Consider the following 25,480-nt stretch of genomic DNA (forward strand, 5'->3'; position numbering starts at 1 on the left):
CCCTTAATAAACCGAATGTGTACTCTATATAATTGTAGGGACATATAAATGGATGAGGCCTCCATATATCTAGATCCTTGTATCTATGTATTATTAAACCAAACGGAGCTTTCCCTCCTGTCGCTGAGCTTTCCAGCGAGGAGTAGAATACCACCCTTTCTATGAACAATCTCTGATAATACTCCCCAAATGTCCCGTAGGTAGTTGCCCACCCCGTCTCCCCTATTATGGTCGGAGTAGAGGTGGCGCCATATATCTCACCTGCGGAGGAAGCTGCTCTTGTTGCTGTAATTTCTACTATTATGAAAGGGATGGGAGGATAAGGAGGTGAAGGAGGTACTTGGTTAGTTGGGGGCGCGAGAATCCATCCCGGCATATACGAGTTAACAGCCATGTAGTCCACCAATCCCTTTCCCTTAAGATCCAAGGCTATATTGGGGATGACGCCGAGGCTAAGGTACCAGCCATCTATCGAGAAGTCGAAGTATACTTTTACATTGGAGACATTCAACCCCTCTCCAGCAAGCCACTTTATGGTGTTTATGAAGAGCTTGTTCCACTCCCTCCTTCCATACCATGCCTCTCCCCAGACCTGAGTCAAGCCGTTGCATGGACCTAGAACAACTCTTCCCTTTCCGTAGTTTATTGCCACCATGCATGCATAATCGGAGCTGTTCCCTGAAGGAAGGTTTTCAGATGTTAAATTGCCGAATGCCAGATTTCCAGTCGCATTTCCGGGATCTGCCAACAGCACTGTTGCATTAGCAGGATATCTTCCTATTACTGCATCCCAGAGGATAAAGGGCTGGAATACATCGCTCTGCTTCTTGTCAGCAGTTATTGGGTGGTTAAATGTGGCTATTGTGCAGCTTTTCACAAGATCACCGTAAAATCTGGCTCCAAATATCTCAGCTATCTGATTTGGCGTCTGATCGCCGTAATAGAGCTCTGTATCAACGGCCAGAAGAAGGCCTCCTCCATTGTACACGAAGTTTCTGACGGCATCTATCTCGGCCTGGCTATAGCTTAGCCACCTAGGCTCATCTATTATCAGAGCATCGTATTGGGATAGATCTACCTTGTCTAGGGGCTTGTCCTTGTTCACCGTAACCGTATATCCAAGCTTCTCCAAGAACCAAGATATATTGTACTGGGGGCCATATGCAGTTATCGGTATGTTCCCTCCTCTATGATATGTCTCTATCAGTATCCTGCCACCTGGACTGCTCTTTATCGCTTTTGTCAAATTGTGAAGAAGATTGTATCGAAAGTTGTTTTCATCGGGATGTTGCCAGTAATAGCTCATGGGCCTGAAGTTGAGAACTGTATGCCAATACCATGCGTCGACCTCTATCTCAGGCTCATAGTTTAAAACTCTTGCAGGAGTTCCATTTAGATATTTTACTTGGGTAGGCATGAAATACGTGTATCTCCAAACAATCCTTCTGACAGCCTCGGTCACATGCTTTATATACTCATCCGGCAGTATACCGTAATACCAATATGATTGTTCATCGATCCCTGGACTCAGCCGGTTCAACCAGTTACTGTAATTGTGAGGTCCTACTTCAGTATCTGGCGCAACAGGCATCCCATTTATCCACGGGACCATCCACGCATATCCAGCTCCGACTATCAGCAGCGGGGTCAGGTTGTTCTTCACCATATCCTCGATTGCCTTATCGTAAAAAGTCCATGGATATGAGCCCCAAGGAGCATTCCAATCCGGGTATTTGCCCCACTCCCTCTCTATATCTCCCCAGAAAATCATAAACCTGACCATCTTTATTCCTGCACTTGCAATTTTTGATGCAGCTGATCTATCCCACTCACTGGGCCCCACATACTTAGGATAGAACTTCGATAGATCCGGGTCATGAACAGTTATGCCCCATATGAATGGATCCGTTGAGTTCCCCTTTTTCACAGTTTTCTTCGCAGTTGGAATAAACAGCTCTATATCGAGGGCGTATAGGAGAAGGCTTGCGTTTCCAGCAATGGATTTATGATGAAATATCCATATGAAGAGCTTCTTCCCCTTCACCTCCCCGAAGTAAATGAACTGAGGGAAAAAGGTGCCATGCAACACCGTCAGGTTGTAGAACTGAGCTCCATTCCCATTTACATGCGCTTTTACCTGTATAACAGACAGATTACTTGAGTCGCTGCTCACGCCAGCCATCAGCATTATGTAGCTTCCCTTGGGGAGCTCAAAGGGAAGCTCTATCTCATATTTGAGGAAGCCATGCAGTCTCAGAACAACAGTCCCGTTTGCCAGTATTTCAGCCTTTGATGAGACTGAAAATCTGCTTGCTTCCCACAGAATCACCTTCCACTCATACATTACCTCGTTTGTAGAGACCCTCTCTGCAGACGCAGGAATGACTGGAAAGACAAGAAGGAGGACCAATATCGGGATGAGCAACTTTCTGTCCATAAGGCTATGTCAAAAGAGGGCTCTAATATAAACTTTTTTTTTTCAAAGTTTAAAACTAGCCTTGTTGCTAGTTCTAATTCAAATTGCTACATGATTTTCAAATTCTCGTACCGCTTAATCCAAAATAGATCCTGATAGAAGGAGATCGAGTGCCACATGATCTTCCCGCTAAAATTGACGAGGAAAAAGATAAATTTAGAGGGAGACCTGAAAATAGAAGTAGATCATCATATTCACTCTGAATGGTCGATTATATCTAGATTAGCATTTAAGCAGATCTCAAGATTCTACTACACCAAGATCGGAGTTCTGAAAGACTCAGCCCATGGAAAACAGCAAAGGCAAAGCCTGAGCAAGAGAATCGCTCAACCTCCGATAAACCTCACTGCATTCTCATGTATTATGCTTTCCGCCTCCTCATATTTGATCGATTTCTCTCTAGCTATTATCCCCACAACCTCCTTCACCATCTCAGGCCTCAGCTCCATCCCCCTGTACACATAAGGAGCATCGCTTTCCGTCAAAAGGATCTCAACAGGGGCAGCCCTCAATACCTCCATGTGCCTCCTCTGCATTGAGACAGATGGATTTATTGATATAAAATAGCCTCTCTCCTCTATCTTCTCAAGCAGGTCGATGGGACCTGTGTACCAGTGGAAGTTCGCCCTCTCTATTTCATACCTGTCAAGCAGATCTAGGACCTCATTCCAGGAGTCCAGAGAATGCAGATTCACCGATAAATCAAGATCCCTAGCTATCGAGAGCATATACTTGAAGAACTCTAGTTGCTTCCTGTAGTTCGGCCTTCTTTTGTCCAAGCCTATCTCCCCCAAACATCTCACTTTTTCGGCCATCTTCTCTATCTCCCTGAGATCCTGCTCTCCAGCTTCCTCCACCTCCCAGGGATGTATCCCTATGCATGGAATCACGTTCTCTTCCGCAAGAGAGAGCGTTATCCTTGAGCTCTCGAGGTCATCTGATACAGCTATTATCATAAAATCATACTTCCTTTTTATTTCATAAAAGTGGCAGTGGGCATCTACAAGCATCTCATCACCTGGAGGAGCAGATTCCAGATGCAGGACATATGCTACATTTCTTCTTCTTGCAGTAATCCCTTCCAAGCCTAACAAGAGCGGACTCAAGGTCGACAAAGTTTGTCAGATCCCCTCCCTCCTCCTCCCACATTGAGAGCAGTTCCTTCACAGCCTCCCTCTTATCCCCAGCTCTTATTCCTATGTTCTTAGCTGCAAGGAAGGCAAGAGATGAGAGAGGGGGATTTGCCTTTTTCCATATTCCCCTCAGCTCCCTGAGGAATATGACAACTGTCTCAGGACCTATCCCCTTTGCAAGCCCTCTCACCCTGAACTCCAAGCTGATGCTGTCCTCAGCCTCATCGTGCATCCTGTTTAGGGAGCTCCCATACCTTTCTATTAAGTTGTTGCTCATCTCTATCAGCTTATCCGCTGTTTTAAAATCGTATCTTGTGTACCCTGAGATATCAAGAAGTTCAACTATCCTGTCCCATCCCAGTTTTATCAAATCCTGAGGGGATGATGCCTCCCTGTTTATTGCTTTGAATGCTTTGACAGCAGTTCCCTCCCTTATAGGAGCCCCTAGAAGAGATGAAGCTAGAAGCCACCTGAATAGCTCCTTTTCCTCTTTTTCAGCCAGTCTTACACCTAAATAGAGCGAAAATCTTCCTCCTAAGGAGCTGACCAGCTCGGCTAGAGGCATCTATTTTTCCCACTGGATGTTATATTTATCCTCAGCGGATCTCTATGTTGTTTAGAAAAACCTCCACCACATTGTTTTGGGAAAAAGTACCCTTTACAGCAACTAAAACATCATAATCCCCTATTTTTGCAAGCCAGTACTCAGCTTCTTTCATATCCGTCAGGTATTTCCTAGCTAAGTCTGATATCTTAACCCTGAAACCCTTGCTCCTCATTCCCAGAATATCTCTTTCTCCTATCGGCTCAATAGTGCCTATGCTCTCATCTACAGCTCCCTTTACTATTTTCTCATCTTGGCTTCTCAGGAAAAAGTCCAAGGGAAATATCAACAAGTTAAATATCGATCCCAACTCATCTTTGGGTATCTCCCTGTTGTTGATCTTTCCGCTCACAGGCCCATCTTTTGACACCAAAAATTCCGCCTTTTTGTCCATATAGCCCACTTCAATGAGCGCGTTTTCTCCCTTCTCCTCTAAAACGCTCATTTCCCATGCATATTCCTCATTTTCTGTCTTTATTGATATCCCTACTTTTCTAGCGATCTTGATCACATCATGAATGTCCTTGAGAATGGGCATATGTTCTTGTTCAGCTTTAGTATAAAAAGCTAGTCGAACCTAAATCTCTCTCCCCACAAGATAAATGGATATCCCGGCTTGGAGAAGGGCCATTCCCTTGCAGCTATTTTCTCAGGGTCGGTTTTTAGCTCTGAAAGCTGGGATAAGTCCTCTGGCACGTATCTCAACGCTCCTGGCAGGAAGATGAATGTTTTTCCAAATCTGAAGGATCTTCTCACTATCCTGCTGCCTCTCCTTCTTATTTCCTCCTCTAAAGCTCTTGAGAAGTTCTCAAGATCTTCTAATTTTCCCTTCAGATCGTATTTAACCCCATCGGTCATTTTGTCAATCTCAAAAAGCGCATCGGATCTCATCTCTGCCATCCTTTTGAAAAGAGTTGGATCCTTTGGAAAGCTCATCTCTATTTCTCTCGTGACAAAGGAAAGCTGAGCAGGATTATATATGCCAAGCGAGTTCATCCTCTTCATATCCTGTATGCCATAATTCCTGAAGCCAAGAAGAGCTATTGCACAGGGGACAACAAAGTACTCGTTGAACTCCCTCCCTCCTCCACTGAAACCAAGGATATATGATGCTGTTGAACCCTCCGGTATGTTCTCAGCTGTCCTTATTATCCTGAGATATCTGAAGAAGGAGATAACCCTTCCTGGAGCATTTGGAGGAAGGTAACCTGCAGTTTCGCATGCCCTGAAGATCTCCCTGTAGAAGGAGGTTCTGTAGAATTTTTCATCATCAATTAAGATGACCTTTATCCTTCCCATCTCTATGAATGAGAGCAGGTCATCGAAACTGAAGCCGAAGGAACTGCCGAGAGCATAGCTGTACACAAAGTCCTCAACTGCATTATAGGGGATAAGAGGAAGAAGGATGAAGTCAAATAATCCGGATGCAAGCAGGCTTCCTATGTTGAAGCCGGGGCTTTTCGTGGATCTTCCGTAGGGCACTGGAGGATCGAAGAGCACATAGCTTCCCTCTAGCCTTAGCTCTGGGAATAGATCCTTTATCTCCAATCTTTTTCCAGAAATGAGGGATCTTAGAGCCCCTTCTATTATCCTCTCTGATTTTTCATCCACAGCAGAAAGTTAAAGGACAAGATAAAAATTTGCTTAATCTGGAACTATGTGAGTTCCCTCCTTTCCCTCAAGAGCCTTTATAACAGTCCCGAGTTTGGCTATTATCGCCTCCTTTCCGCCGTTCTCCACAAATCTAATCGATGCAAGAACCTTTGGACCCATGCTTCCCTGTTTAAAATGACCCTCTTGATAGTACCTCTTCATCTCACTCAGCTTCACTACTCCAAGCTTCTTCTGCTGTGGAGTACCATAGTTCAGGTATGCACCATCGACATCGGTCAGTATTATGAATCTATCTGCTCTTATCAGCGTTGCAAGCCTCTCCCCAGCCAGATCCTTGTCTATCACTGCCTCAACTCCTCTAGCTATACCCTCTTCCTCTACTATCGGTATTCCCCCTCCACCTGATGCCACGACTATGAAGCCGTTCTCGGCAAGAGTCTTTATTGCATATCTCTCTGCTATTATCTTAGGATCTGGAGATGGAACAACTCTTCTATACCCTCTTCCTGAGTCCTCTCTTATAACCCAATCAGGTCTCTTTTTTGCCAGCTCTTCAGCTTCTTCCCTTGTGTAAAACGGGCCAACTGGCTTAGTGGGGTTTTTGAATGCAGGATCATCTTTATCCACTATGACTCTTGTGATCACAGTTACGACATGTTTATTTATACCCCTTAACTTGAGTTCATTCCCTAAAGCCTGTTGTATCATGTAGCCTATGAAGCCCTGAGTCTCAGCTCCACATACATCCATCGGGAAAGCAGGTATTCCAAACATTTTCTGCCCTGCCTCATGCCTGAGAAGGGTCGCCCCTACCTGAGGGCCATTTCCATGGGTTATCACCAGCTTATATCCCGCTTCCACTAGGTTTGCCAGATCCTTGGCTGTGTTCTTCACATTGTTGTACTGTTCCTCAAAAGTTCCCTTTTCACCCCTTTGGAGAATGGCATTTCCTCCTAGAGCAATAACTAGAAGTTCCATCAGGATCCCCCAGAGCGAATTGCTATCCTTTTAAAATTATTTCCATCTAGCCGCAATAATCAGCATCACAGAACCTCTATCCTCTCCTCTGGAATTCCTCTTTCCATTAGTATCCTCTTAACCTCTCTTCTATGATCCCCCTGAAGCAATATAACCCCATCTTTGAACGTTCCTCCACATGATAACCTCCTTTTCATCTCCTTTAGTAGGCTTCTCATCTCCTCCTCAGGATAGCTTAGTCCCTCGACTATGGTTACCTTTTTTGATTTTCTGAGATCCATTTTCACTTTTACAACAAGCTCCTCCTTTTCAATTTCCTCAAATGGGAGCAATTCTACAGGCAGACCTGTGACAGGATCTATCAACCTGCCCTTATCCTTCTCCATCTCAAAGAAATTCTGAAAAGAATTTATAAAAACTTTTCTGTAGATCAACCATTATTTTATTATATGAGAATTCCTGTTAGAGCTGTTAACAGAGGAACGGAGATATTGTCATCAACCCAGGGCTGATACTCTGCCAGAGTAGCTATGGCTGATAGAAGCAGGCCCTTAACCCCATAAAAGTAGTATCCTATTGCCGAGCAGATGATGAACATCGCTATGCTTCCAGAAATGTGCTTTCCTCTCTCCTTCAGTATCCTTGATCTTACCAAGCCCGTTGCCGAATCTCCAACTGCCATGAAAAGCATCGATAAACCGGCTAAGATTCTGTCCACGTTCCAGAGGATCAGGGATAATGCCGCAAAGCTTGCTGTATAATATACCTCCCCATAGTTTTTCTTCAGCTGAAACCAGCTCAGCTCTCTATTCTTTAAGTGAGGTATCAGAAGCATGATCGTGAAAAAGATAGCAAAAGAAAAGAAGATATAGGGCTCTGTGAATAAGTACATGTAACTGATAACAGCGGGAACTGAGGAGAGATGTATTATCTTCCTGTTCACCCATGGATTGCTGAACTTTTTTGTCAGCATAACTGTTAGAATTATTATAACAAAGAGAAATAAAGCTAGCATAAGGTCGAATAGTATGTCCATGCGAACACCTCTTCTTCCTCTTGCGGGAAAAATAAAAAGCTTTCTGGAATAACCCAATCATAATTGACGAGAAGTCCTATTAGAGGAAAATCTCCGCAACAGAATAGATGCCATTTAGAATGTTTTAAGCACGGTAGCTTCAAAAGGGTAGGTTATGCACAAATTACATCCTATTCTGTCCATATAATCCCCTGATAACCCTCATCGCTTCATCACCAACTTCAGCTTTTCTCTCTATCAGATCTCTCGTCGAGACAAAACCTGATTTAATCAGATCAGCTATCTCACTCTCCGGAATTAAACCCGATAACACTGTGATGGGATACATCTTGCTTTTCTCTATCTTAACCTCCAGCCCCTCTCCGAGAGGGTATTTCCATCCCAGCAGATCCAGCCCATAACACCTTGAGAACTCTATAGCCTGATCAGAGAACTTTGTATTCGTCACAAGAATCACCCCTTTCAGCTCTCTCACCTCTTTTATGTCGAGGAACCTCATGTAAGTGTACATTGCCTCCTTTAAGCCGGTGTATATCCCCCTCTCATTGTGATATTTGCACTCACCTATTATCTCATCATCTATCAGCAGATCTATCTCATGCGTCGTGCATCTCCCTCTGATGAACTGATGGGTCCGCACTTTGTGCCCGAATTCCCTCAGGATCTCAGCCATGTACTCTTCAAAGGGAAAGCCTGTTGGACCTAGCCTCATTATTGCATCCTTGAGCGAGTACCTAGCTGCTACTTCTGGATTTATTCTGAGAAGAGTTCGCCTGACTGCCTCATACAGGTCCTTTGTTGTCCTTATCCCCTCCATTCTCTCCACTTCTTCCGCTATGCTAGCAGCAGATCTCTCATCAAGCCCGGAGAAAATGAGGCTTCTGATCAGCTTTTCCCTGCTGTAAAGCTCTTCCTTTCCGGAGGCCTTCTGTAGATATCTCTTATTCCACTCCATAGCGAACTATGAAGAGCTTATTTAAAAAGCGGTTACCTTCATGATGAGAGCTGTTGTAACTGGAGCTAGCGGAATGCTGGGAGCTCATGTTGTCAAGAAGCTGCTGGAAGATGGATGGGATGTTATCTCTGTTATAAGACCAGGAAGTCTAAGAAAGAGGCCTTGGACAGCCGATATCTTGAGAGAAACAGAGATAATAGAGGCAGATATAACACAACCAGTTTCTCTCCCTCAATCCGATGTCCTAGTGCATACAGCAGGAGTGATGTATGGAAGAACTCTTGATGTGAACTACCGGGGGACATTAAACGTCATAAGATCAGCCAATACCAGATGGTTTGTTCTCATCAGCAGCATACTTGCTCTGGGAGATTCATTGAGGGAATCAGCTCGAGAAGATCAGAAGTGCAAACCCGTAACTGAATATGAGATCTCCAAGTACATGGCTGAGATCGCTGCATTCAAGGCCTTTGGCGAAAAGGTCACGATTATCAGACCTGTTTGGATGTATGGACCGTATACAACAAACCCGGATATAATATATCTTGCAAAACTGGTCAAAATGGGGATCTCTCCCGTGATAATATCACAGGATCTGAGAATAGCAATGGTTCATGCTCGAGATGTCGCCTGTGCTGTATCCAGCCTCATAGGAGAGAGCGGGGTTTTCAATGTCAGAGGACCAAGAATGTACGCTTTTGGCGAGCTCATTCATGCAATAGAGACATTTTACAAAAAGAGAGGGATAAGGATTGTTGTCCCTAGGAAGATAGTCTCTATTGGGAGTATGTTCTTCGATATAGCTAGATATCTTCTCCTATCACCTGATGAAATTCCGATAGATAAGCTTAGAGTCAAATATAGCCCTAAAATAGATCTTAAAGAAGGGATAGAGGAGACGCTTGAGTGGCTGGAGAGTCAAGCAGAAAGATCCTCAAGGTCACTGGCCCCTAAGAGGTAAAAGAGGTACAGTTTAATAGGTAGACCGCCATATTCGATAATGTCCGTATTTGAGCTCCTTCCTGAGAGGATAAGAAGGCTTGTAGAGGAGAGAGGCTTCATATCTCCAACAGATCCGCAAGCAATGGGGATAGAGCCCATCCTCTCGGGGAAAAACGTGCTTATAATAGCCCCGACAGGAACTGGAAAAACTGAAGCAGCAATCCTTCCAATCCTGAGCAAGATGCCAAGTGGCATGCTCCTCTACATAACACCCTTGAGAGCTCTGAACAGGGATCTGATGGAGAGGATCTCATGGTGGGCAAATAAGCTGGATCTTAGAGTATCTGTAAGACATGGAGATACGCCTAAAAGCGAGAGAGAGGCTCAAAGGATAGCTCCTCCCGACATATTAGTTACAACGCCTGAAACCCTTCAGATAATGCTCATGGGAAGAAAGTTGAGGGAGATCCTGAGCTCTGTGAAATACGTTGTTGTGGATGAGGTACATGAGCTAGCCAGCAGCAAGAGAGGAGCTCAGCTTTCCCTTGCCCTTGAGAGGCTAAGAGATCTGACCGGAGGATTCCAGATAGTTGGCCTCTCAGCAACTGTTGGAAATCCGGATGAAGTAGCGAGGTTTCTGGTGGGATCAGCTGAGGAATGTGTTATAGTGGATGTGAGCTCAAAGAAGAGCATGAGCATAGAGGTTGTCTATCCTGAACCCTCTGATTCCGACAGGAGAATAGCCGAGAGGATTTATCTGGATCCTGATGTCGTCGCTAGAATGAGCTATATACTGAAGCTGATGGATAGCGCTAAATCAATGTTGATATTTGTGAATACAAGGCCGATGAGCGAGATATTGGGAAACAGGTTCAAGCTTCTAAACAGCAGAATACCGGTTGAGGTACATCATGGCTCTTTATCTGCAGAGGAGAGGAGAAAAACAGAGGAGTGGCTTAAATCCGGCAGGATAAAGGCAGTTATATGCACGAGCTCGCTCGAGCTCGGCATAGATGTGGGGACAGTGGAAGTAGTTGTCCAGTATAACTCCCCGAGACAGGTCTCCAAGCTAATCCAAAGGGTTGGAAGAAGCGGCCACAAGTTCTATGAGGTGTCAAGGGGGTTTGTCCTTGTTATAAACTCTGATGATGCTCTTGAGACTCTTTCAATAGCTAGGAGGGCATTAAATGGTGAGGTAGAGGCTGTGAGAATACCAAAAAACCCAATGGATGCTCTAATGCATGAAATAGCAGGCCTTCTCCTTCTAAAGGCGAGGCTTACTGTGGACGAGATAGCTGCCCACGTAAGGAGATCCTATAATTACAGGAATATGAGTTATGATGATCTGATCAAACTCTTGGAGTTCATTGGGAACCATCCAGCGAGAATAGCTGGATTTAACGGCATTGAGCTCTACAGAATAAACAAGAGATGGCTTTACAAGTACTTTTTTGATGAAATATCAATGATACCCGACACAAAGCAGTATTTGGTTGTAGAAGAGAGGGAAAAATTGCCAGTAGGTTTGTTGGATGAGCCCTTTGTTGCAGAAAAGGGGAAGCCCGGGGAGAGGTTCATCCTCTCAGGGAGGGCATGGGAAGTGGTCAGCGTCAATGAGGGAGTTTTATATGCGAGAGAGGTGGAAGAAAGTATAGGGGCTGTTCCAAGCTGGATAGGGGAGGAAATACCCGTTCCCAAGGAGATAGCTGAGGAAGTAGGGAGAATAAGAAGATTTATTGAGGAGAACAGGGAAAAGGGAATCGAAAGGATATCTGAGGAGTTATCCCTTGTCTATCCTGCTGATAAGAAGTTTATAGAGAGGGCTATAAAGCCCATCTACATTCACTCCCAGTTTTATCCCGTCCCGACTGATAAAAGGATAGTCTTGGAGAAGTGGAGAGATCTTGTGATAATTCACATAACGGGAGGAACTCTGATAAACAGGGCTATAGCAAGATATCTTGCTGCGAAACTTCCTCCTCCGGTTGCGGTTTCCGAGGATCCATATAGGATCTACATAAAGGCCGAGCACATAAGAACAAGGGATGTTATCTCTGAACTCTCTCCTGAGAACTTCGGGGAGGAAGTGAGAAAAACAGTGGAGTCCAGCGGATTGTTCAAGTTCAGATTCCTTCACACAGCAAGAAAGATGGGGATTATAGAGAAGGGAGCTGATGTCACATCCAGCATGCTTGAGAAGCTCATAATCAGCATGAGGGATTCAGTTCCATATATGGAGGCATTTAATTATACTATAGATATGGATATGGATGTAAGAGGTGCTGAGGAGATCCTGAGGATGGTGAAAAGAGGGGCTATAGAGGTGGTAGATCTCGGCGATCTTGAAAGACCAACTCCGATAGCAGACGAGGGGATAAGATGGCAGTTTGGCAGAGTTGAGCTCATAAAATCGGATAAAAAAGAGATAGTGGAGAGGGAAAAGCTGAGGATGAGGTTATTGTCGAGGAGGATCACTTTGATCTGCACCTCATGCCTATCCTATGCAGATGAGCTCATAATAGGGGAGATAGACGAACCTGTCTGCAAAAAATGCGGGTCTAGGAGATTAGCGCCTGTCAAAATGGGGGTTGATGAAGCAGAAATTCTGCTGATGAAAGCTAGAGATGGAAGAGAGGATAAAGAACTGAGAAAGGCAAGGAAGTGGGGAAAAATCGTGGAAAAAGAGGGAAAGAAAGCTTTAATCGCTTATTCTGCAGGTCTCTCTTTGAGAGAGGCCGAGGAGGCCATATCGGGAGATGACATATATGAGTTCGCTCTAAAAACTATCAGAAAGAAGATCCTCAGGAGGTACTCTGTTTACTAGCTCCTATTACTGTTTTCAGAAGTCCCTTTACATCCACTTCCACAAATGTTCTCCAGCCTAGCTCGAGCTCATCCTCTCCTGAGAGATATCCCTGCTTTATGAACCTCGTTATCAGGGCTCTTGCCCTTCTCTCCGGTATTTTCTTGGTTAGAACATCCAGTATCTCCTCATATCTGGCTTTTCCTCCTCTTCCTGCTATTAGGGAAATTGAAACAGCGAGGGCTGCAAGCTCATCTATCCTCCAGCCACTTCCCCTAATCTCAGGCCAGTCTGGAGGAGATCTAAATGTGACAAAGAAAAAGGAATCATCATAATCATCTTTGGACGATGGTTCATCCCCTTTCTCAGTCTTTATTGCTACTCTCAATCCTATATCAGATAGCTCCTTATCGAGAAGATCAATAATTTTGATGTATTCATCCCCCAAGGCTCTTCTGAGCTCCCAACCCCTAACTCCAGGCTTTGAATGACTCCTCAACATTAGTATATGAGCTGCTCTCTTTACCTTATCCTGAATTTCCATCAGATCACCTCTATCGCCATTGACACCTTTTCCCCAGTCGATGGAGATGGAACTATCGTTATCCTCTCCGTTATGGGATCCTTTCTGAGGGATATATCTCCTCTTGTCGCCAGTATGCTTATAAGATAGGCCCTCCTCAACGGATCCATCCTTATGAACTCGTGATAATCCACCTCTTCTTTTATCTCCTCCCTTATCCTCTTCAGCTCTTTCTCAAGCTCTTCTGAAAGCTCCACACTTATCTCTGCTTCTCTCTCTGGTGAAGTTGATATCTCCTTTCCCAGTAACTCTTTCGATCCCCAATAATCGAGTGCTGTTGAGAGAAAGTTTGGATTTATCCCTCTTGCCTCCACAATTGGTCTCCAGTTTCTTCTGAGGGATTCTGCCAGATCCTTAAGGCTCATCCTCTCAAGCTTCAGCAGAATGAGAAGAGCATCCACATACAGAAGGGATGTCCTATGCTCTAGCACATCCTCCTGCTTTAGTATCACATCTGAAAGGGAGAGAAGTGCTTCCAGATCTAGGTTTATCTCCTCCTCCGTTTTTATCAGGGGAAATATCTTTCTTATCCTATCGAGAAGATCTATTACATTCACCTTGAATGGATCCTCCTGTTCTCTGCATATCTGCAGTATCCTGATGAGCTCATCCCTGTACATCCTTATACCTCCTTGTGAACGCTCACCCCTGATACTTTCTGCACAACTATAACATGAGCTCTGAGGTTCGGTATCATACCGGGTGTTATCACTATGCTCTGTCCCTCCTCTCCAATGATCTCAACAAACTCCCTCAGTATCCTCTCCCTTATATGGGGGTCCATGTGAACGTCGAACTCATCCACCACTCTTATTGGAGATCTGATGCTTCCCTGAAGGGCTAAGAGAAAGCTCACAATCGATGCAGATCTCTCCCCTCCGCTCTGAGAAAGGGAATCCACTGGGAGGGGGGATCCGCCGAAAGAAGCCAGTATCTCAACTCCAGCTCTGTCTATGTCATCCAGATCCCTGAGCCTCACCTCCCCATATCCTCCAAGTTTTTCCATCACCCTCTTATATCTCTCGTTCACCAGATCGATAAGCTCCCTAACTCTAGCTTTCCACATCTCCATCCTCTTGTCAAACTCTTTCAGAACCTCTTCCTTATTTCTCTGGACTGCAAGAAGCTTCTCCTTCAGATCATTGTATTCAGCAAGGTATTTGGCATACATCTCACCTGTTTCCTCTGATACATCGGAGAGAGCTGCTATTCTCGCTTTTACATATTGAAGCTCCTCCTCCAGCTCTTTGGGGTCCTCATCCCCTGTATCCTCCCCTATAGTTGATGATCTTGCTTCCTCCAGCAATTTTCTTGCTTCCTCCATCTTATTTTTCACTCTTTTTAGCTCCAAAGTCATGTACTCCAGCCTAACTCTTCCCACAGCCTCGGCCACAGAATGCTCCACCAGCTCCATTTCCAGCCTTCTTATGCTTTCAGCATCTATTTTTGGGCTGGACCACTCCTTATCAAGCATCTCTTTTGTCTTATCTCTTCTTTTCCTCTCCTCCTCAACCTCAGCTTCAACCTTTTTTATCTCGCTCTCCCTCTCCTTATACATCTTCTCCACCTCCTTGAATGAAAAGAGTGCTTTTCTGAACTTAGCCCATGAGATCCTTCTGATAAGCTCATCCCTGTGAAGCAGAAGCTGCTTTCTCTCATTCCATTTTTCGTACTCCCTTCTCCAGAATGACAGTGTTTCTTCCGCTCTTTTCATCAAATTTGATATCTCTTTCTCCTCCTTCTCAATTCCCCTCAGCTTTTCCACAGCTTCAACAACTCTTCTTCTGTAATCGTGGAGACCAGCTGCTTCTTCAACCTGTTGCAATATCTGATTTGGTTTTAGGGATAGAAATTCCTCTATCATCCCCTGATGCATGAACACAGCCATGTTATCCGGATTTATTCCAAGTTTTGAGAGCATATAAACAACCTCCGCTTTCTCTGTCGTTCTTCCATCTACCTCAAACCAGTAGGAGCCATCTGCCCTTATGTACCTAGATATCTTCCACTCATCTATCCTGCTGAATGGAATTGGCCTTTTTCCGTCAAGAGGAGTGTTGTCAAATATCACGCTCACTCTTGCTATTTCCCTCCCTCTCCTTATCAGATCTCTAAGCCTTCTAGCCCGTTCTGTATAAGTCTGTCCCAAAGCCACAGATATCCCCACTACTATCGATGATTTTCCCGCTCCATTTGGCCCTATTATCAAGTTTAATCCTTTTCTCAGCCTTATCCTGGAGTATTCATGCGACATGAAGTTCTCGAGGATCACTTCCTTTATGTAGCTCATTACATCCCAGAATGAGAGTAAAACCTTAAAGATTTGTCTATCATTTAATCATATGGTCCTCGCATGTAAGTTATTTAGATTGGAGGAACCCATGAGAACAGATACTCTGGTTGAGAAGCTGAAGGGATGGAAGGAGAACATTGAGAAGGAGGTAGGGGAAAAGGTGTTCACGCTGAGACAGGAGGTGTCCGGCTTAGAGAAGTGGAAGGATGGCATATGGGGAAGCATTAGCTACGATCTTCTGGTTCCAATAATGAGAAGGAATGAGTTGCACTATGAGATATCGACTAAGACAACCGGATTCTTTATAAAGAGGGATGTTCTAGCGGTGCTGGATAAGAAGAGAAGGGCAAATAGGATAGCAGATTTGATGAGCAGAATACTGTTTCTATCCCCTGGAAAAATATTGAAGGCATCTCTGCCCGATGAGTTCCTTAGAAAGCTACATGAGGAGGATCCGGAGGCAACGAGTGTTGTGTTTTTTGATCAAGTTGACCTACCAAATGTAAACAAGCTTTCACTATATGGAAGTGCTCTTTCAAGCTCATCCGCATATCAGGAGGGCCTTAAGCATGGAAAGATATATTATGTGGTGTTCAGGGAGAGGAAACATGGCTTTGTCCTAGGGATAACCAGAGACTGCGTCATAACAGCCTTTTCCAAGATAAGCGATAGGGATCTAGTGGATTATATTTTTAATGAAATATTTCCTTTCATAATAAGAAGCAGCTAGCTGTAAAACCTTTAAATGCTATTTGCAATATTGTGCGTGCATAATCTGTTTTCTCTACAAAGCTGAAATTGCTTTGTAAAGTCACTTTCCTTTTTGTAAACCAATGAGGAAAGTATGCTCTTAAAATTTTTAATACTGAGAGGTGGTTTTTATATCGGAAGGAGGCCGATCCCTGTGCTCAAGGCTAAGTTCTTAGGCCTGTGCCCTGGATGCAACGAGGACCTATACACCTATGCTGAGTCCTGTAAGTGCACTCTTTCCTCTGATCTCATGGAGGATTTGAGAAGAGCGGAGGAATTCATGGAGTTCTTCAGGAAATGCACTGGATTTGAGGCATCTGAGATACAGAAAGTTTGGGCTAGGAGGCTTGTTAGAGGGGAAAGCTTCGCAGCAATAGCCCCGACAGGCACTGGAAAGACGGTCCTAGGAATAGTCTCTTCCCTCTTCTTCGCCAGAAATAGCAAATCTTATCTAATCTTTCCGACTCTTCTTCTGGTAAATCAAGCAGAAGATCTGTCTAAAAAGTTCTCGGAAAGAGCTGGCTTGAACCTAGAGATACTAAGCTATGCCTCCGGAAGAAGAGATATTCTTGATTCAATAAGCAAGGGGGAGTTCGACGTACTCATTACGACAAACCAGTTTTTGGCTAGAAATTTTGATCTTATAAAAGACAAGAAATTCGGGTTCATATTTGTTGATGATGTGGACTCTATGATGAAAGCATCCAGAAACCTGGAGAAAGTGCTCCTCCTCTTGGGATTCAGCCAGGAAGAGATAAGGGAGAAAATTCCTGCAGAAGGAGAGAAAGGAATAATATTCATGGCAAGCGCTACTGGAAAAGCAGGAAAGAAGACTTCACTTCTCAGATATCTTCTAAACTTCGATGTTGGAGCTATAAGAGAGGGAAAACTGAGAAATGTAGTTGATATCTCCGTGAACAAGAAGGAGACAGGCTCCCTTATTGATATCATAAGAAAAATGGGAAGGAAAGGAGGACTTATCTTTCTCAGGAGAATGGAGGAAGCAGAGAGAGTAGCCGAGCTTCTCGAAAACGAGGGAATATCTGCTGAAATCGCAAGAGGATCTGATCCGGACATGCTGGAGAGATTCAGAAAGGGAGAAACTGATGTCCTGATAGGAGCTGCAAAGCCCTATGGTGTGCTTGTGAGGGGAATAGACATACCAGAGGTGAGATACACCGTATTCTATGGCGCTCCCATGTATGAGATAAGCATCAGCAATCTAGAGGAAATATCCCCAGGAGTACTCTCAATAGCTTTGGCATCCCTCTCAGGAATACTCGGAAGAGAGGCACTGGTTCTCTCTAGACAGCTTAAGCTAAACCCAGATGAGGAGAAAATTAGAAGAGCCAAGGAGATTTTATCTGATTTTCTCAGCTCAAGTCCTAAGATAGAGAATGTGCTGTTCAGGGATGGAGAAGCCTTCCTCTGCATACCTGATATGCTCACATATATACAGGGATCTGGAAGAAGCTCAAGGCTCAGGCCAGGAGGATTGACAAAAGGCGCATCCTTCCTGATGGAGGATGAGCTTCTCGACTTTTTTGTGAGGAGAGCTTCTGCTTATGACATAGATTTTGTGGATATAGGCTCAGTTGACCTCAGTTCCTTAAGAAAGGAGATAGATGAGGACAGAGCTCGCAAGAAGGAGGAGAAAAAAGAGATACTTAAACACATACTTTTCATAGTGGAGAGCCCGAACAAGGCAAGAACTATATCTAAGTTCTTCGGAAAGCCATCGAGAAGATACTACGATGGAGCTGTCGTCTATGAGACCTCCACAGGAACTGAGGTTCTCACTATAGTTGCCACCCTCGGACACCTAGTTGATCTGACCACAAAAGAAGGATTTCATGGGGTTTTGTGCGAAGGGGATGAGTTCATCCCAGTATACACCACGATAAAAAGGTGTAGAAAATGTGGTCATCAATTTACAGATCTGCAGGCATGTCCCCTATGTGGATCAAGCGACATAACTGATTCAAGAAGCACTATAAACCTGATATTGAGGCTTGCAGCTGAATCAGAGAGAGTTCTCATAGGAACTGATCCAGATACAGAGGGAGAGAAGATTGCTTGGGATCTTTATCAGATGATAAGCAGGATAAAGGGAAACGTAAAGAGAGCTGAGTTCCATGAGGTTACAAAGAAGGCTATAATGAAGGCGATAGCTGAGAGCAAGGATATAGATGAGAACAGGGTCAAGGCTCAGGTTATAAGAAGAATTGAGGATAGGTGGATAGGATTTGAGCTGAGCCAAGAAGTGCAGGAGAAGTTTAGGAGGAAGAATCTCTCGGCAGGAAGAGCTCAAACTCCAGTCCTTGGATGGATCATAGATAGGACGAATGAGCACAAGAAGAAAACAAAGTTCACTGTGATTTCTGGGGATGATTTTGTCATATCAGTGGAGGGAGAGGTCCTTGATGAGGGAAGGTTTAAGGCCTTTGTTTCCACAGTGTCCGAGAGCTTAGAAACAATTGCTCCACCACCACCCTTTAGCACTGGGGAGCTGTTAAAGGAAGCCAATAGAATGTTTAAGATGTCCTCCGATCTTGTAATGCAGATAGCCCAGGATCTGTTTGAGACAGGTCTTATAACTTATCATAGAACTGATAGCATAAGGGTCTCTGATGCAGGTTTAAGAGTTGCTGAGCAGTTCCTTCGGGAGAACTTCAGGCCTAGAGTGTGGAGCAGCGAGGGGGCGCATGAGTGTATAAGGCCAACTAGGCCTCTGACTTCCTCTGACATAATCCAGTTGTCGAGAGAGGGAGTAATTCAAGTCAAGTTGAGCAGAGATCATCTCAGAATATATGATCTTATATTTAACAGATTTATGGCATCGCAGGCGAGGGAAGCCAAATTTGTCAAGAGAAAGTATGTTATTCGTATAGAAGGAAGGGAATTCGAGGAGGAGAGGTATACCTCTGTTGTAGATCCCGGCTGGACAGATTATTACAAAGTAATAAAAATAAGGAAACAGCTGCCCGAGGAGATGGAAGTGGAGGTCAGACATATAAGGAAGCCAAAGGTCCCCCTTTACTCTCAAGGAGATATAGTCTCTATTATGAAAGAAAAGAAGATAGGGAGGCCCTCTACATACTCCACTATTATAGGGAAGATACTCATGAGAGGTTATGCAGTGGAGAGAAATGGAAAACTGTACTCAACAAGCCTCGGGGAGAAGGTTCACTCATACCTAGTGAACAACTATAAAGAGCTTGTTGATGAGCAGAGAACTGCTCTTCTGGAGAAGAAGATGGATGAAGTTGAGAGCGGTAATATGGATTATCAGCAATTATTAAAGGAGCTTTTCCATGAGATAAGGAACAGAAAGAGCTCTAAATAGCATGAGCTTTCCTCAATCCTTTTTAATAACATCACTGTTCAGGTGATATGTGGAAAGCGATTTGATGATAGCTGTTAAGTCCCTGAAAAAGAGCTTCGATAACGAGCCAGTAGTGGATGAAGTGAGTTTCTCAGTTAGAAAAGGGGAAACTTTGGCTATTGTCGGGCCAAATGGAGCTGGAAAAACCACTATTTTGAGAATGATAGCTGGACTTATAGAGCCAGATCAAGGGGTAATAGAGGTTAGAGGAAGAGTTTCCATGGTGCCTCAGGAAAACCTTCTACTTCCTTGGAGAAGTTTGAGATATAACATAGGACTTGGATTAAAGTTCTCTGGAATGCCAGAGAAGGAGAGAAATTTCGTTGTTGAGGAAGTAGCTGATATAATGGGGATAAAGGAGTACTTGGAAATGAACCCATGGAAAGTGAGCGGAGGGACTGCTAGAAAAGCAGCCATAGCTAGGGCTTTAGCAATAAAACCTGATGTTCTTCTGCTCGATGAGCCATTCACAGGTCTCGATATAGATTCTAGAAAAAGCCTTTTCCTCACGTTAATTAAGTTGAAGCCGAGAATAACAATGATACTGGTCACCCATAACATGGAAGAGGTGAACATGCTGGCCAATAGAGTGCTGATCCTCACCCCAAGGCCTGCCAGAGTGTCAAGGGAGATTTTAGTGGAATCTTTTTAAGCTCCTTCAAGCAGAATTTACAGAAAATCGACAAGAAAGCCCACGGTTTTAACCGTGGGATGAACTGTCGATAGGTTTAAATATCCGCCCATGACAATTATGTCGAGCGGGTCGCTCCATGCGGGCTATGGGCTATATGCCCATAGCAGGGGCTGGTAGGGCATAGTGCCCTGGTCTTGACACAGCCCTGAACTCGGTAGGATGAGGCCTCAGGCTGACAAACCGGGAATCTCCCGGCTTTAGCCGTGGGGAGTGTCAAATGATGACAGTCCAGCCAGAATGGGAAGAGGAATGGGCCATAAGCAAGGTAAAGGAGGAGATGATAAGAAACACAAGAAAGCATTACACAGATCTGACAATGGAGATATTCCTTGGAATATCAACTGCTGTTGTCCTTGGGTATTTCCTCTATGAGGTTTTCCTCATAGCTGGGAATCCTACCCTGCTTTTGAATGTTGACTGGCAGACCATGGTGAAGTCCATTCTCATCGCATGGATAATATCTGTCATAATATCAATGGCTATAGCTATCCCCGTAGGAAGGAGATGGGCTGAGTCTGTACTTAAAAAGACAATGGAAGACTATAGCAAGAGAGCATTAAGAAGAAGACTTCTAGCTCAGAGATACAAAGTGGAAAGAGGGACGAATATAGAGATGAAAGGCGGTTTTCTCTATATATATGACTTAAAGCCAAGGATGGAGATGGCTGGCTCCCCGCTCAGCAAACAGCTAGCTGATATAGAGAGCGCAGCCAAGGAGGTAATTGATAGCTTTTCCCTACTGAAATATGAGATAATAAATCTAGTTGTTAAGGTGGAAGACGAATCTCAGCTGAAAGACGCGGAAAACTGGGCCAGAAAAGCTTTTGGAAAGGATATCGATGTCAATGTTGTGGTATCGGAGGAGAAGGATGGTCTCATCTCCCTTGATCTAATTGCCGCAATATGAACATTATGGTTTCAACAACCCTTTCCTGGTCGCTTCCTTCCACTACTTGCACATCCATCTCCTCCAAAATATATCTCTGACTCTCAGGAAGAGGATTTGGAGAGAGAACTATGATTTTCAGTCCTGTATCCATCTTTTTCAGCACAATTCTGAGGGAATCCTCAGGCGATATTCCTCCCCCTGTCACAATTATCCCGACCTTCTCGTCGACCATCGCATCGAACTCGTGATGAACACCGGATAATCCCCTTACCTTGGCATTCTTTTTTACATTAATCCCTTTGCTAAATAGTAAGTTGAATACCTCGGATAGATCCATTGAGAGACACTAAGGGAGATATTTAAAAAACTTATCTAAAGTAATAATTTTTTGTTTAATGGTGATAACTAACCCAGTTTCTTCTTATGTCTTTTCCTGTTACTTAATTTTATCCTTCTGATACCCCTCCTATTTAAGACTATCTTCAGTAGAATAGTTCCGATTCCGGCAGCAGCTATTATGGCAGCTACCGAATAACTGGGTTGAATTCCTCTCCCGCTCTCTATTTTTATCTGCCTCATCTCATCGGAGGACCAACTGCCTAAGTCATCTCTGACTTTAAATCTTATGATATAACTTCCTCCCTCCTTGTAGACATGATTAATCTTTACAGGGACTCCATTTCCCTTAAGGCTCCCGTTATCGGCTGTTCCATCTCCCCAGTCAACAGAGAAGGCCACAACTTGCCCATCAGGATCAGAACCCATCCCCCTGAGCTCTACGCTCATTCCATTAACATTAATCTCTAAAATTGTCGCATTAGGAGGTCTGTTTCCAGATACTTGCACTCTCGTGGAATAAGATGAGATGGCTCCTCTCGAATCCCTGACTCTGACTGTCACGACATACTCGCCTGCCTGAACATAACTGTGTCTTACAGAGAAACCTGAGAGGTATGTGCCATCCCCCATGCTCCATTCTGCTGCAATTATGTCATCATCCGGATCTGTTGCTGAGACGGAAAAAGTGATGTTCTGCCCAACAAGAGGATTTGATGGCTTTACGCTTACACCTTCTATTTTAGGTGGCACATTGGTCTCGGTTCCGGGGACATATACTTTCACTGTGACAACAGCTGCTGTCGACAAGAGGTTATCCTCATTCTTGAATGTAAGTCTTGCAACATAAACTCCTTCCTTTGAATATTTGTGAGTAGAGTTTGCTAAAAAACCCGTTCCCTGATCTTTAGATCCATCTCCAAAATCCCAAACCCAAGAGACTATTTTCTTTCCAAGGGGATCCACCCCGTGGCCCGAAAATATGATGGAAGAGCCAAGAACAGCAGGATTTGGACCAACATAGTCTATCACTGCATAGGGAGGCGCTGAATTTGGAAAAACATTCACAGTATAAACGTATGGCGAGGACCAAGCTCCATAGCTGTCCTCTGCTTTAAACAAAACCGTGTAATAACCAAGATTGCTGTATTTATGGGATAACTTGCTGGGCGGAGATCCTGTCCTGTTCTCCACTGTGTTATCACCATAATCGAAGAACCATGCTACAATGGGATCTCCTTCAGGATCATATGCATGTAACGTAAATGTGACGGTATATCCATCTTGGGATATAGTGATATTCGTTATCGATACAACAGGCGGCTGATTGTAAAACGGACATCTCCAGTTCTCTGCATGAATGAACACTACATTTAAAAGGAGCAATGCGAGCATTATGATGTACAATCTCATCCTCAGCCAATCCCTCTGCGAGCTTATAAACATGGGTTCATATCTAGTCGTATCGTATCACGACTTCAATAGTTCTCTGAACTTTCTGACGATTTCCATCAGCTTCCCCTCATCAAGCCTTCCCAGCGGAGTATCTATCTCAAATATCCTCCTTGGCAACCTAATTCTATCAAATGAAAACCCCAGATCTTCTTTTATCTTATTCTTACTTATCAGGATCTCCCTTCCAATTTCAACAAGATTCTCCTCACTGAGCCTCAAACCCAGCGGTTCCAGACACTCCCTCACCACATCAGGCTTGTATATCTTCCTTGAGAATAGACAGACCACAAGACTGCAGAGCACTTGTCTCCATGATTCCTCTTCAAACAGCTTTATTGCTATATCGGCTGGTGATAACATCTTTCCCTCTTTCAGCATCTCCTGATCAAGGGAGTAACCTGCGGAATCCAGATGACTGTGCCTTGCGCCTGTTATATTTGTTGCATATGCTGCTGGACCTGTGTGATATCCTGCCATTTCGTTTCCTCCAAAGGAAAGTGCAAAATCAAGTCCACCGTATTTAGCAGCTACTGCTTCCACCCCGAGGCCCATATATTTATAAAATTCATTTTCTCCTTTAACTATGAGGTTTACAGCCTCTATATATTTCTCATAATCCCCCCACTTGAGGTCGACTATAACATCCTCCTTTCTCAGTATCCCTCTTTCAAGAGCCTCTGTTGCCCAAGACAGGACAACTCCTGTGCTTATAGCATCTAAACCGAGTCTATCAACCTCTTTTATGAGTTTTAAAAGTCCATCCACATCCCCTATGCCAAGCATTGATCCAAGTGCGTATATGGGCTCATAATCGTAGCTGACAAACTCTGTTTTATAGAAGTAGGGTTCCTCCTCATATGGCTCCCTGAGAGCAGCTATGTGTATGCATGCAGTTGGGCAATGAGAGCAGGCGAGCCTCCTCCCCAATCTTTTTGATGCTATGGACTCACCACTTATATCATAAGCTTTATCAAACCTGTTATGCTTGAGATTCATTGTTGGAAGAGCTCCTATTTCATTCAGAGGCATTACATTCATGGGAGTCCCTAGATCGTGGTATTTCTTCATGAACTCCCCCTTAGATTCGCTGAAGATCTTCTCATATATCCTGCGATATCCTACTTTGTCCTCCACTTTTATCGTCCTTCTGCCGGATATAACAATTGCCTTCAGCTTTTTTGATCCCATTACAGCCCCAATTCCAAGCCTTCCAAAGTGTCTATATGTTTCAACTACAGCAGAAGAATACCTTATGAGCCTTTCTCCAGCCGGACCTATCCTTATTATCGACCTAAATCCCTCTTTTCCTGCTCTTTCCCTTATCACTCTTCCAGTTATGTCCGTCTTCATGCCCCAGAGAGCTCTTGCATCCCTGAACCTCACGCTCTCCTCGTCTATATCGAGATATACTGGATGATCCGCTGCTCCTTTTATTACTATGGCTCCATAGCCTGCCATCCTTATTGCAGCAGCCGATCTACCTCCAGCATGACTTTCCCCATAATTCCCAGTTAGAGGAGACCTGAATATAGCAACGGTTTTTGAGGCAAATGGATAAAGAGCTGTCATTGCACCCACAGCTAACACTATTACATTTCCTGGACCGAGAGGATCTGAATTTTTATCCAATTCTTCCTCAAAAAGTTTTACACCTACCCCCACTCCACCTAGATATCTCAAAAACAGCTCCTTTCTTATCTCAACAGAGAAATCCATCTTGCTCAAATCTATCTTCAGGACTCTAAAAAGGGAATCATCCATCAGGACACCTCCTCAACTATAAGCACATTATGAGGACAGTGCTTAGCGCATATACCACAATAGGTGCATACTATCGGTTTTCCCTTTTCTCTGTCCCAGAAAATCGCTCCCAAGGAGCATGCACTAATACATATCATACAACCCGTGCACTTTGAGCTCAATAGCCTGACTCCTCCATGCTCCCTAACAATAAGAGCGCCCTCCGGACAGGAAGCGGCACATGGAGGGTCTTCACACGCTCTGCACACGACTACGGCAAATCCTCTCTCAAAGCCTCCTAGGCTTTTAACTATCAAGGCCGATCTCTCTAAGCCTCCATCGCCATATCTCATGCTACATGCGTACATACATATCTGACATCCCACGCATCTTTCCGTATCCGGCACGGCTATTCTTCTTATCATCGGAAGTAGTAACGGGGTCCATATTAATAATTCTTTGATATAAATATTCAGTGATTCTATTTAAATAAATATGATACTTAGCTCAATGTTGACGAGAATGGAACCATGAGATTGAATACTAGAGCTGTATCTCTTAAACAATCGCAACAATGTTGCGTAGGAGGTCTTTATATGTTCTAGGATTTCTGCATCCAACTCTTTATCAACGTCATTAAATCATGGAAGCTGTTCTTAGGCCAAAAACGAGAGTTGCCCAAAGAATTGCTATACACTCAGTATTTTTGCTATTAATGCATCAGTATAGAAAAGGAAGCTAGATGACTTTGCTCTATCCTTATAAACCTCGTATACATTTTTAATTTTCCTCTCCCTGAAAAATCTTCTTGGAT

General features: G+C 44.1%; 21 protein-coding genes and 1 pseudogene. 6 read left to right on the top strand and 16 right to left on the bottom strand.

Going from position 1 to position 25,480, the window contains the following annotated elements; all coding sequences use genetic code 11:
- From D6D85_RS14415 to D6D85_RS14455, 9 genes and pseudogenes are all read right to left on the bottom strand, one after another.
- Positions 1-2,437: pseudogene (locus D6D85_RS14415) on the bottom strand (DUF4350 domain-containing protein); the annotation flags it as partial.
- A gap of 365 nt (positions 2,438-2,802) precedes the next feature.
- Positions 2,803-3,486 (bottom strand): TatD family hydrolase, encoded by a 684-nt coding sequence (locus D6D85_RS14420; RefSeq protein WP_125672736.1) that lies wholly within the window; start codon positions 3,484-3,486, stop codon positions 2,803-2,805.
- Positions 3,487-3,490: 4 nt separating this feature from the next.
- A complete protein-coding gene (locus tag D6D85_RS14425; protein WP_125672737.1) occupies positions 3,491-4,174 on the bottom strand; it encodes a hypothetical protein in 684 nt (227 codons plus the stop codon).
- A 31-nt stretch (positions 4,175-4,205) separates the two neighbouring features.
- The gene (locus D6D85_RS14430; RefSeq protein ID WP_125672738.1) at positions 4,206-4,751 is read right to left on the bottom strand and encodes a hypothetical protein; all 546 of its coding nucleotides are present in this window, start codon (positions 4,749-4,751) and stop codon (positions 4,206-4,208) included.
- A gap of 29 nt (positions 4,752-4,780) precedes the next feature.
- Complete coding sequence (locus D6D85_RS14435) at positions 4,781-5,824, bottom strand: hypothetical protein (protein ID WP_125672739.1); 1,044 nt, start codon at positions 5,822-5,824, stop codon at positions 4,781-4,783.
- 33 nt (positions 5,825-5,857) lie between these two features.
- Complete coding sequence (arcC, locus tag D6D85_RS14440; RefSeq protein ID WP_125672740.1) at positions 5,858-6,805, bottom strand: carbamate kinase; 948 nt, start codon at positions 6,803-6,805, stop codon at positions 5,858-5,860.
- Between the two features lie 65 nt (positions 6,806-6,870).
- The gene (yciH, locus tag D6D85_RS14445) at positions 6,871-7,191 is read right to left on the bottom strand and encodes a stress response translation initiation inhibitor YciH (RefSeq protein WP_125672741.1); all 321 of its coding nucleotides are present in this window, start codon (positions 7,189-7,191) and stop codon (positions 6,871-6,873) included.
- Between the two features lie 59 nt (positions 7,192-7,250).
- Positions 7,251-7,841: a hypothetical protein gene (locus tag D6D85_RS14450; protein ID WP_125672742.1), complete on the bottom strand. Its 591-nt coding sequence runs from the start codon at positions 7,839-7,841 to the stop codon at positions 7,251-7,253.
- Between the two features lie 163 nt (positions 7,842-8,004).
- Positions 8,005-8,796: an ATPase gene (locus D6D85_RS14455; RefSeq protein ID WP_125672743.1), complete on the bottom strand. Its 792-nt coding sequence runs from the start codon at positions 8,794-8,796 to the stop codon at positions 8,005-8,007.
- Between the two features lie 40 nt (positions 8,797-8,836).
- Here D6D85_RS14455 and D6D85_RS14460 point away from each other — a divergent pair, with 40 nt between their 5' ends.
- Positions 8,837-9,757 (top strand): NAD-dependent epimerase/dehydratase family protein, encoded by a 921-nt coding sequence (locus D6D85_RS14460; protein ID WP_125672744.1) that lies wholly within the window; start codon positions 8,837-8,839, stop codon positions 9,755-9,757.
- A gap of 39 nt (positions 9,758-9,796) precedes the next feature.
- Entirely contained in the window at positions 9,797-12,562 is a 2,766-nt protein-coding gene (locus tag D6D85_RS14465; RefSeq protein ID WP_125672745.1) for a DEAD/DEAH box helicase, read from the top strand.
- On the opposite strand, the gene D6D85_RS14470 is transcribed toward D6D85_RS14465, so the two are convergent.
- From D6D85_RS14470 to D6D85_RS14480, 3 genes are read right to left on the bottom strand one after another with little or no spacing between them, the layout of a single operon-like run.
- The gene (locus D6D85_RS14470; protein ID WP_125672746.1) at positions 12,540-13,085 is read right to left on the bottom strand and encodes a hypothetical protein; all 546 of its coding nucleotides are present in this window, start codon (positions 13,083-13,085) and stop codon (positions 12,540-12,542) included. The genes D6D85_RS14465 and D6D85_RS14470 overlap by 23 nt on opposite strands.
- Positions 13,085-13,744 (bottom strand): hypothetical protein, encoded by a 660-nt coding sequence (locus tag D6D85_RS14475; protein ID WP_125672747.1) that lies wholly within the window; start codon positions 13,742-13,744, stop codon positions 13,085-13,087. The genes D6D85_RS14470 and D6D85_RS14475 overlap by 1 nt, the downstream gene beginning before the upstream one ends.
- 2 nt (positions 13,745-13,746) lie before the next feature.
- On the bottom strand, positions 13,747-15,414 hold the full coding sequence (locus D6D85_RS14480) for an AAA family ATPase (protein ID WP_125672748.1): 1,668 nt from the start codon (positions 15,412-15,414) through the stop codon (positions 13,747-13,749).
- A gap of 91 nt (positions 15,415-15,505) precedes the next feature.
- Between D6D85_RS14480 and D6D85_RS14485 the strand changes: the two genes are divergently transcribed.
- The 4 genes from D6D85_RS14485 (at position 15,506) to D6D85_RS14500 (ending at position 21,153) form a co-directional block, all read left to right on the top strand.
- Positions 15,506-16,147 (top strand): hypothetical protein, encoded by a 642-nt coding sequence (locus D6D85_RS14485; protein WP_125672749.1) that lies wholly within the window; start codon positions 15,506-15,508, stop codon positions 16,145-16,147.
- Positions 16,148-16,321: 174 nt separating this feature from the next.
- Positions 16,322-19,513: a reverse gyrase gene (gene rgy, locus D6D85_RS14490; protein ID WP_161969914.1), complete on the top strand. Its 3,192-nt coding sequence runs from the start codon at positions 16,322-16,324 to the stop codon at positions 19,511-19,513.
- Between the two features lie 49 nt (positions 19,514-19,562).
- A complete protein-coding gene (locus D6D85_RS14495) occupies positions 19,563-20,204 on the top strand; it encodes an ABC transporter ATP-binding protein (RefSeq protein ID WP_125672751.1) in 642 nt (213 codons plus the stop codon).
- Between the two features lie 259 nt (positions 20,205-20,463).
- Complete coding sequence (locus D6D85_RS14500) at positions 20,464-21,153, top strand: hypothetical protein (protein ID WP_125672752.1); 690 nt, start codon at positions 20,464-20,466, stop codon at positions 21,151-21,153.
- Here the strand turns inward: D6D85_RS14500 and D6D85_RS14505 are convergent.
- The 4 genes from D6D85_RS14505 to D6D85_RS14520 form a co-directional block, all read right to left on the bottom strand.
- Positions 21,122-21,472 carry a hypothetical protein gene (locus D6D85_RS14505; RefSeq protein WP_125672753.1) on the bottom strand — a complete coding sequence of 117 codons (351 nt, stop codon included), beginning with the start codon at positions 21,470-21,472 and terminating at the stop codon, positions 21,122-21,124. The two genes, D6D85_RS14500 and D6D85_RS14505, sit on opposite strands and share 32 nt — an antisense overlap.
- A 68-nt stretch (positions 21,473-21,540) precedes the next feature.
- Positions 21,541-22,884 (bottom strand): PKD domain-containing protein, encoded by a 1,344-nt coding sequence (locus D6D85_RS14510; RefSeq protein WP_161969915.1) that lies wholly within the window; start codon positions 22,882-22,884, stop codon positions 21,541-21,543.
- A 57-nt stretch (positions 22,885-22,941) separates the two neighbouring features.
- The gene (locus tag D6D85_RS14515) at positions 22,942-24,687 is read right to left on the bottom strand and encodes an aldehyde ferredoxin oxidoreductase N-terminal domain-containing protein (protein ID WP_125672755.1); all 1,746 of its coding nucleotides are present in this window, start codon (positions 24,685-24,687) and stop codon (positions 22,942-22,944) included.
- Positions 24,687-25,091, bottom strand: a complete 405-nt coding sequence (locus tag D6D85_RS14520) for a 4Fe-4S binding protein (RefSeq protein ID WP_237558870.1) — start codon at positions 25,089-25,091, stop codon at positions 24,687-24,689. The genes D6D85_RS14515 and D6D85_RS14520 overlap by 1 nt, the downstream gene beginning before the upstream one ends.
- Positions 25,092-25,480 lie beyond the last annotated feature (389 nt).

The sequence above is a fragment of the Candidatus Methanodesulfokora washburnensis genome, assembly GCF_003947435.1.
In the GTDB taxonomy this organism is placed as follows: Archaea; Korarchaeota; Korarchaeia; order Korarchaeales; family Korarchaeaceae; genus Methanodesulfokora; species Methanodesulfokora washburnensis.

Coding starts and splice junctions, on each gene's coding strand:
- D6D85_RS14420 (WP_125672736.1), bottom strand. CDS start 3,486: ATGCTTGTAGATGCCCACTGCCACTTTTATGAAATAAAAAGGAAGTAT.
- D6D85_RS14425 (WP_125672737.1), bottom strand. CDS start 4,174: ATGCCTCTAGCCGAGCTGGTCAGCTCCTTAGGAGGAAGATTTTCGCTC.
- D6D85_RS14430 (WP_125672738.1), bottom strand. CDS start 4,751: ATGCCCATTCTCAAGGACATTCATGATGTGATCAAGATCGCTAGAAAA.
- arcC (WP_125672740.1), bottom strand. CDS start 6,805: ATGGAACTTCTAGTTATTGCTCTAGGAGGAAATGCCATTCTCCAAAGG.
- yciH (WP_125672741.1), bottom strand. CDS start 7,191: ATGGAGAAGGATAAGGGCAGGTTGATAGATCCTGTCACAGGTCTGCCT.
- D6D85_RS14450 (WP_125672742.1), bottom strand. CDS start 7,841: ATGGACATACTATTCGACCTTATGCTAGCTTTATTTCTCTTTGTTATA.
- D6D85_RS14455 (WP_125672743.1), bottom strand. CDS start 8,796: ATGGAGTGGAATAAGAGATATCTACAGAAGGCCTCCGGAAAGGAAGAG.
- D6D85_RS14460 (WP_125672744.1), top strand. CDS start 8,837: ATGATGAGAGCTGTTGTAACTGGAGCTAGCGGAATGCTGGGAGCTCAT.
- D6D85_RS14465 (WP_125672745.1), top strand. CDS start 9,797: ATGTCCGTATTTGAGCTCCTTCCTGAGAGGATAAGAAGGCTTGTAGAG.
- D6D85_RS14470 (WP_125672746.1), bottom strand. CDS start 13,085: ATGGAAATTCAGGATAAGGTAAAGAGAGCAGCTCATATACTAATGTTG.
- D6D85_RS14475 (WP_125672747.1), bottom strand. CDS start 13,744: ATGTACAGGGATGAGCTCATCAGGATACTGCAGATATGCAGAGAACAG.
- D6D85_RS14480 (WP_125672748.1), bottom strand. CDS start 15,414: ATGAGCTACATAAAGGAAGTGATCCTCGAGAACTTCATGTCGCATGAA.
- D6D85_RS14485 (WP_125672749.1), top strand. CDS start 15,506: ATGAGAACAGATACTCTGGTTGAGAAGCTGAAGGGATGGAAGGAGAAC.
- D6D85_RS14500 (WP_125672752.1), top strand. CDS start 20,464: ATGATGACAGTCCAGCCAGAATGGGAAGAGGAATGGGCCATAAGCAAG.
- D6D85_RS14505 (WP_125672753.1), bottom strand. CDS start 21,472: ATGGATCTATCCGAGGTATTCAACTTACTATTTAGCAAAGGGATTAAT.
- D6D85_RS14510 (WP_161969915.1), bottom strand. CDS start 22,884: ATGAGATTGTACATCATAATGCTCGCATTGCTCCTTTTAAATGTAGTG.
- D6D85_RS14515 (WP_125672755.1), bottom strand. CDS start 24,687: ATGGATGATTCCCTTTTTAGAGTCCTGAAGATAGATTTGAGCAAGATG.
- D6D85_RS14520 (WP_237558870.1), bottom strand. CDS start 25,091: ATGATAAGAAGAATAGCCGTGCCGGATACGGAAAGATGCGTGGGATGT.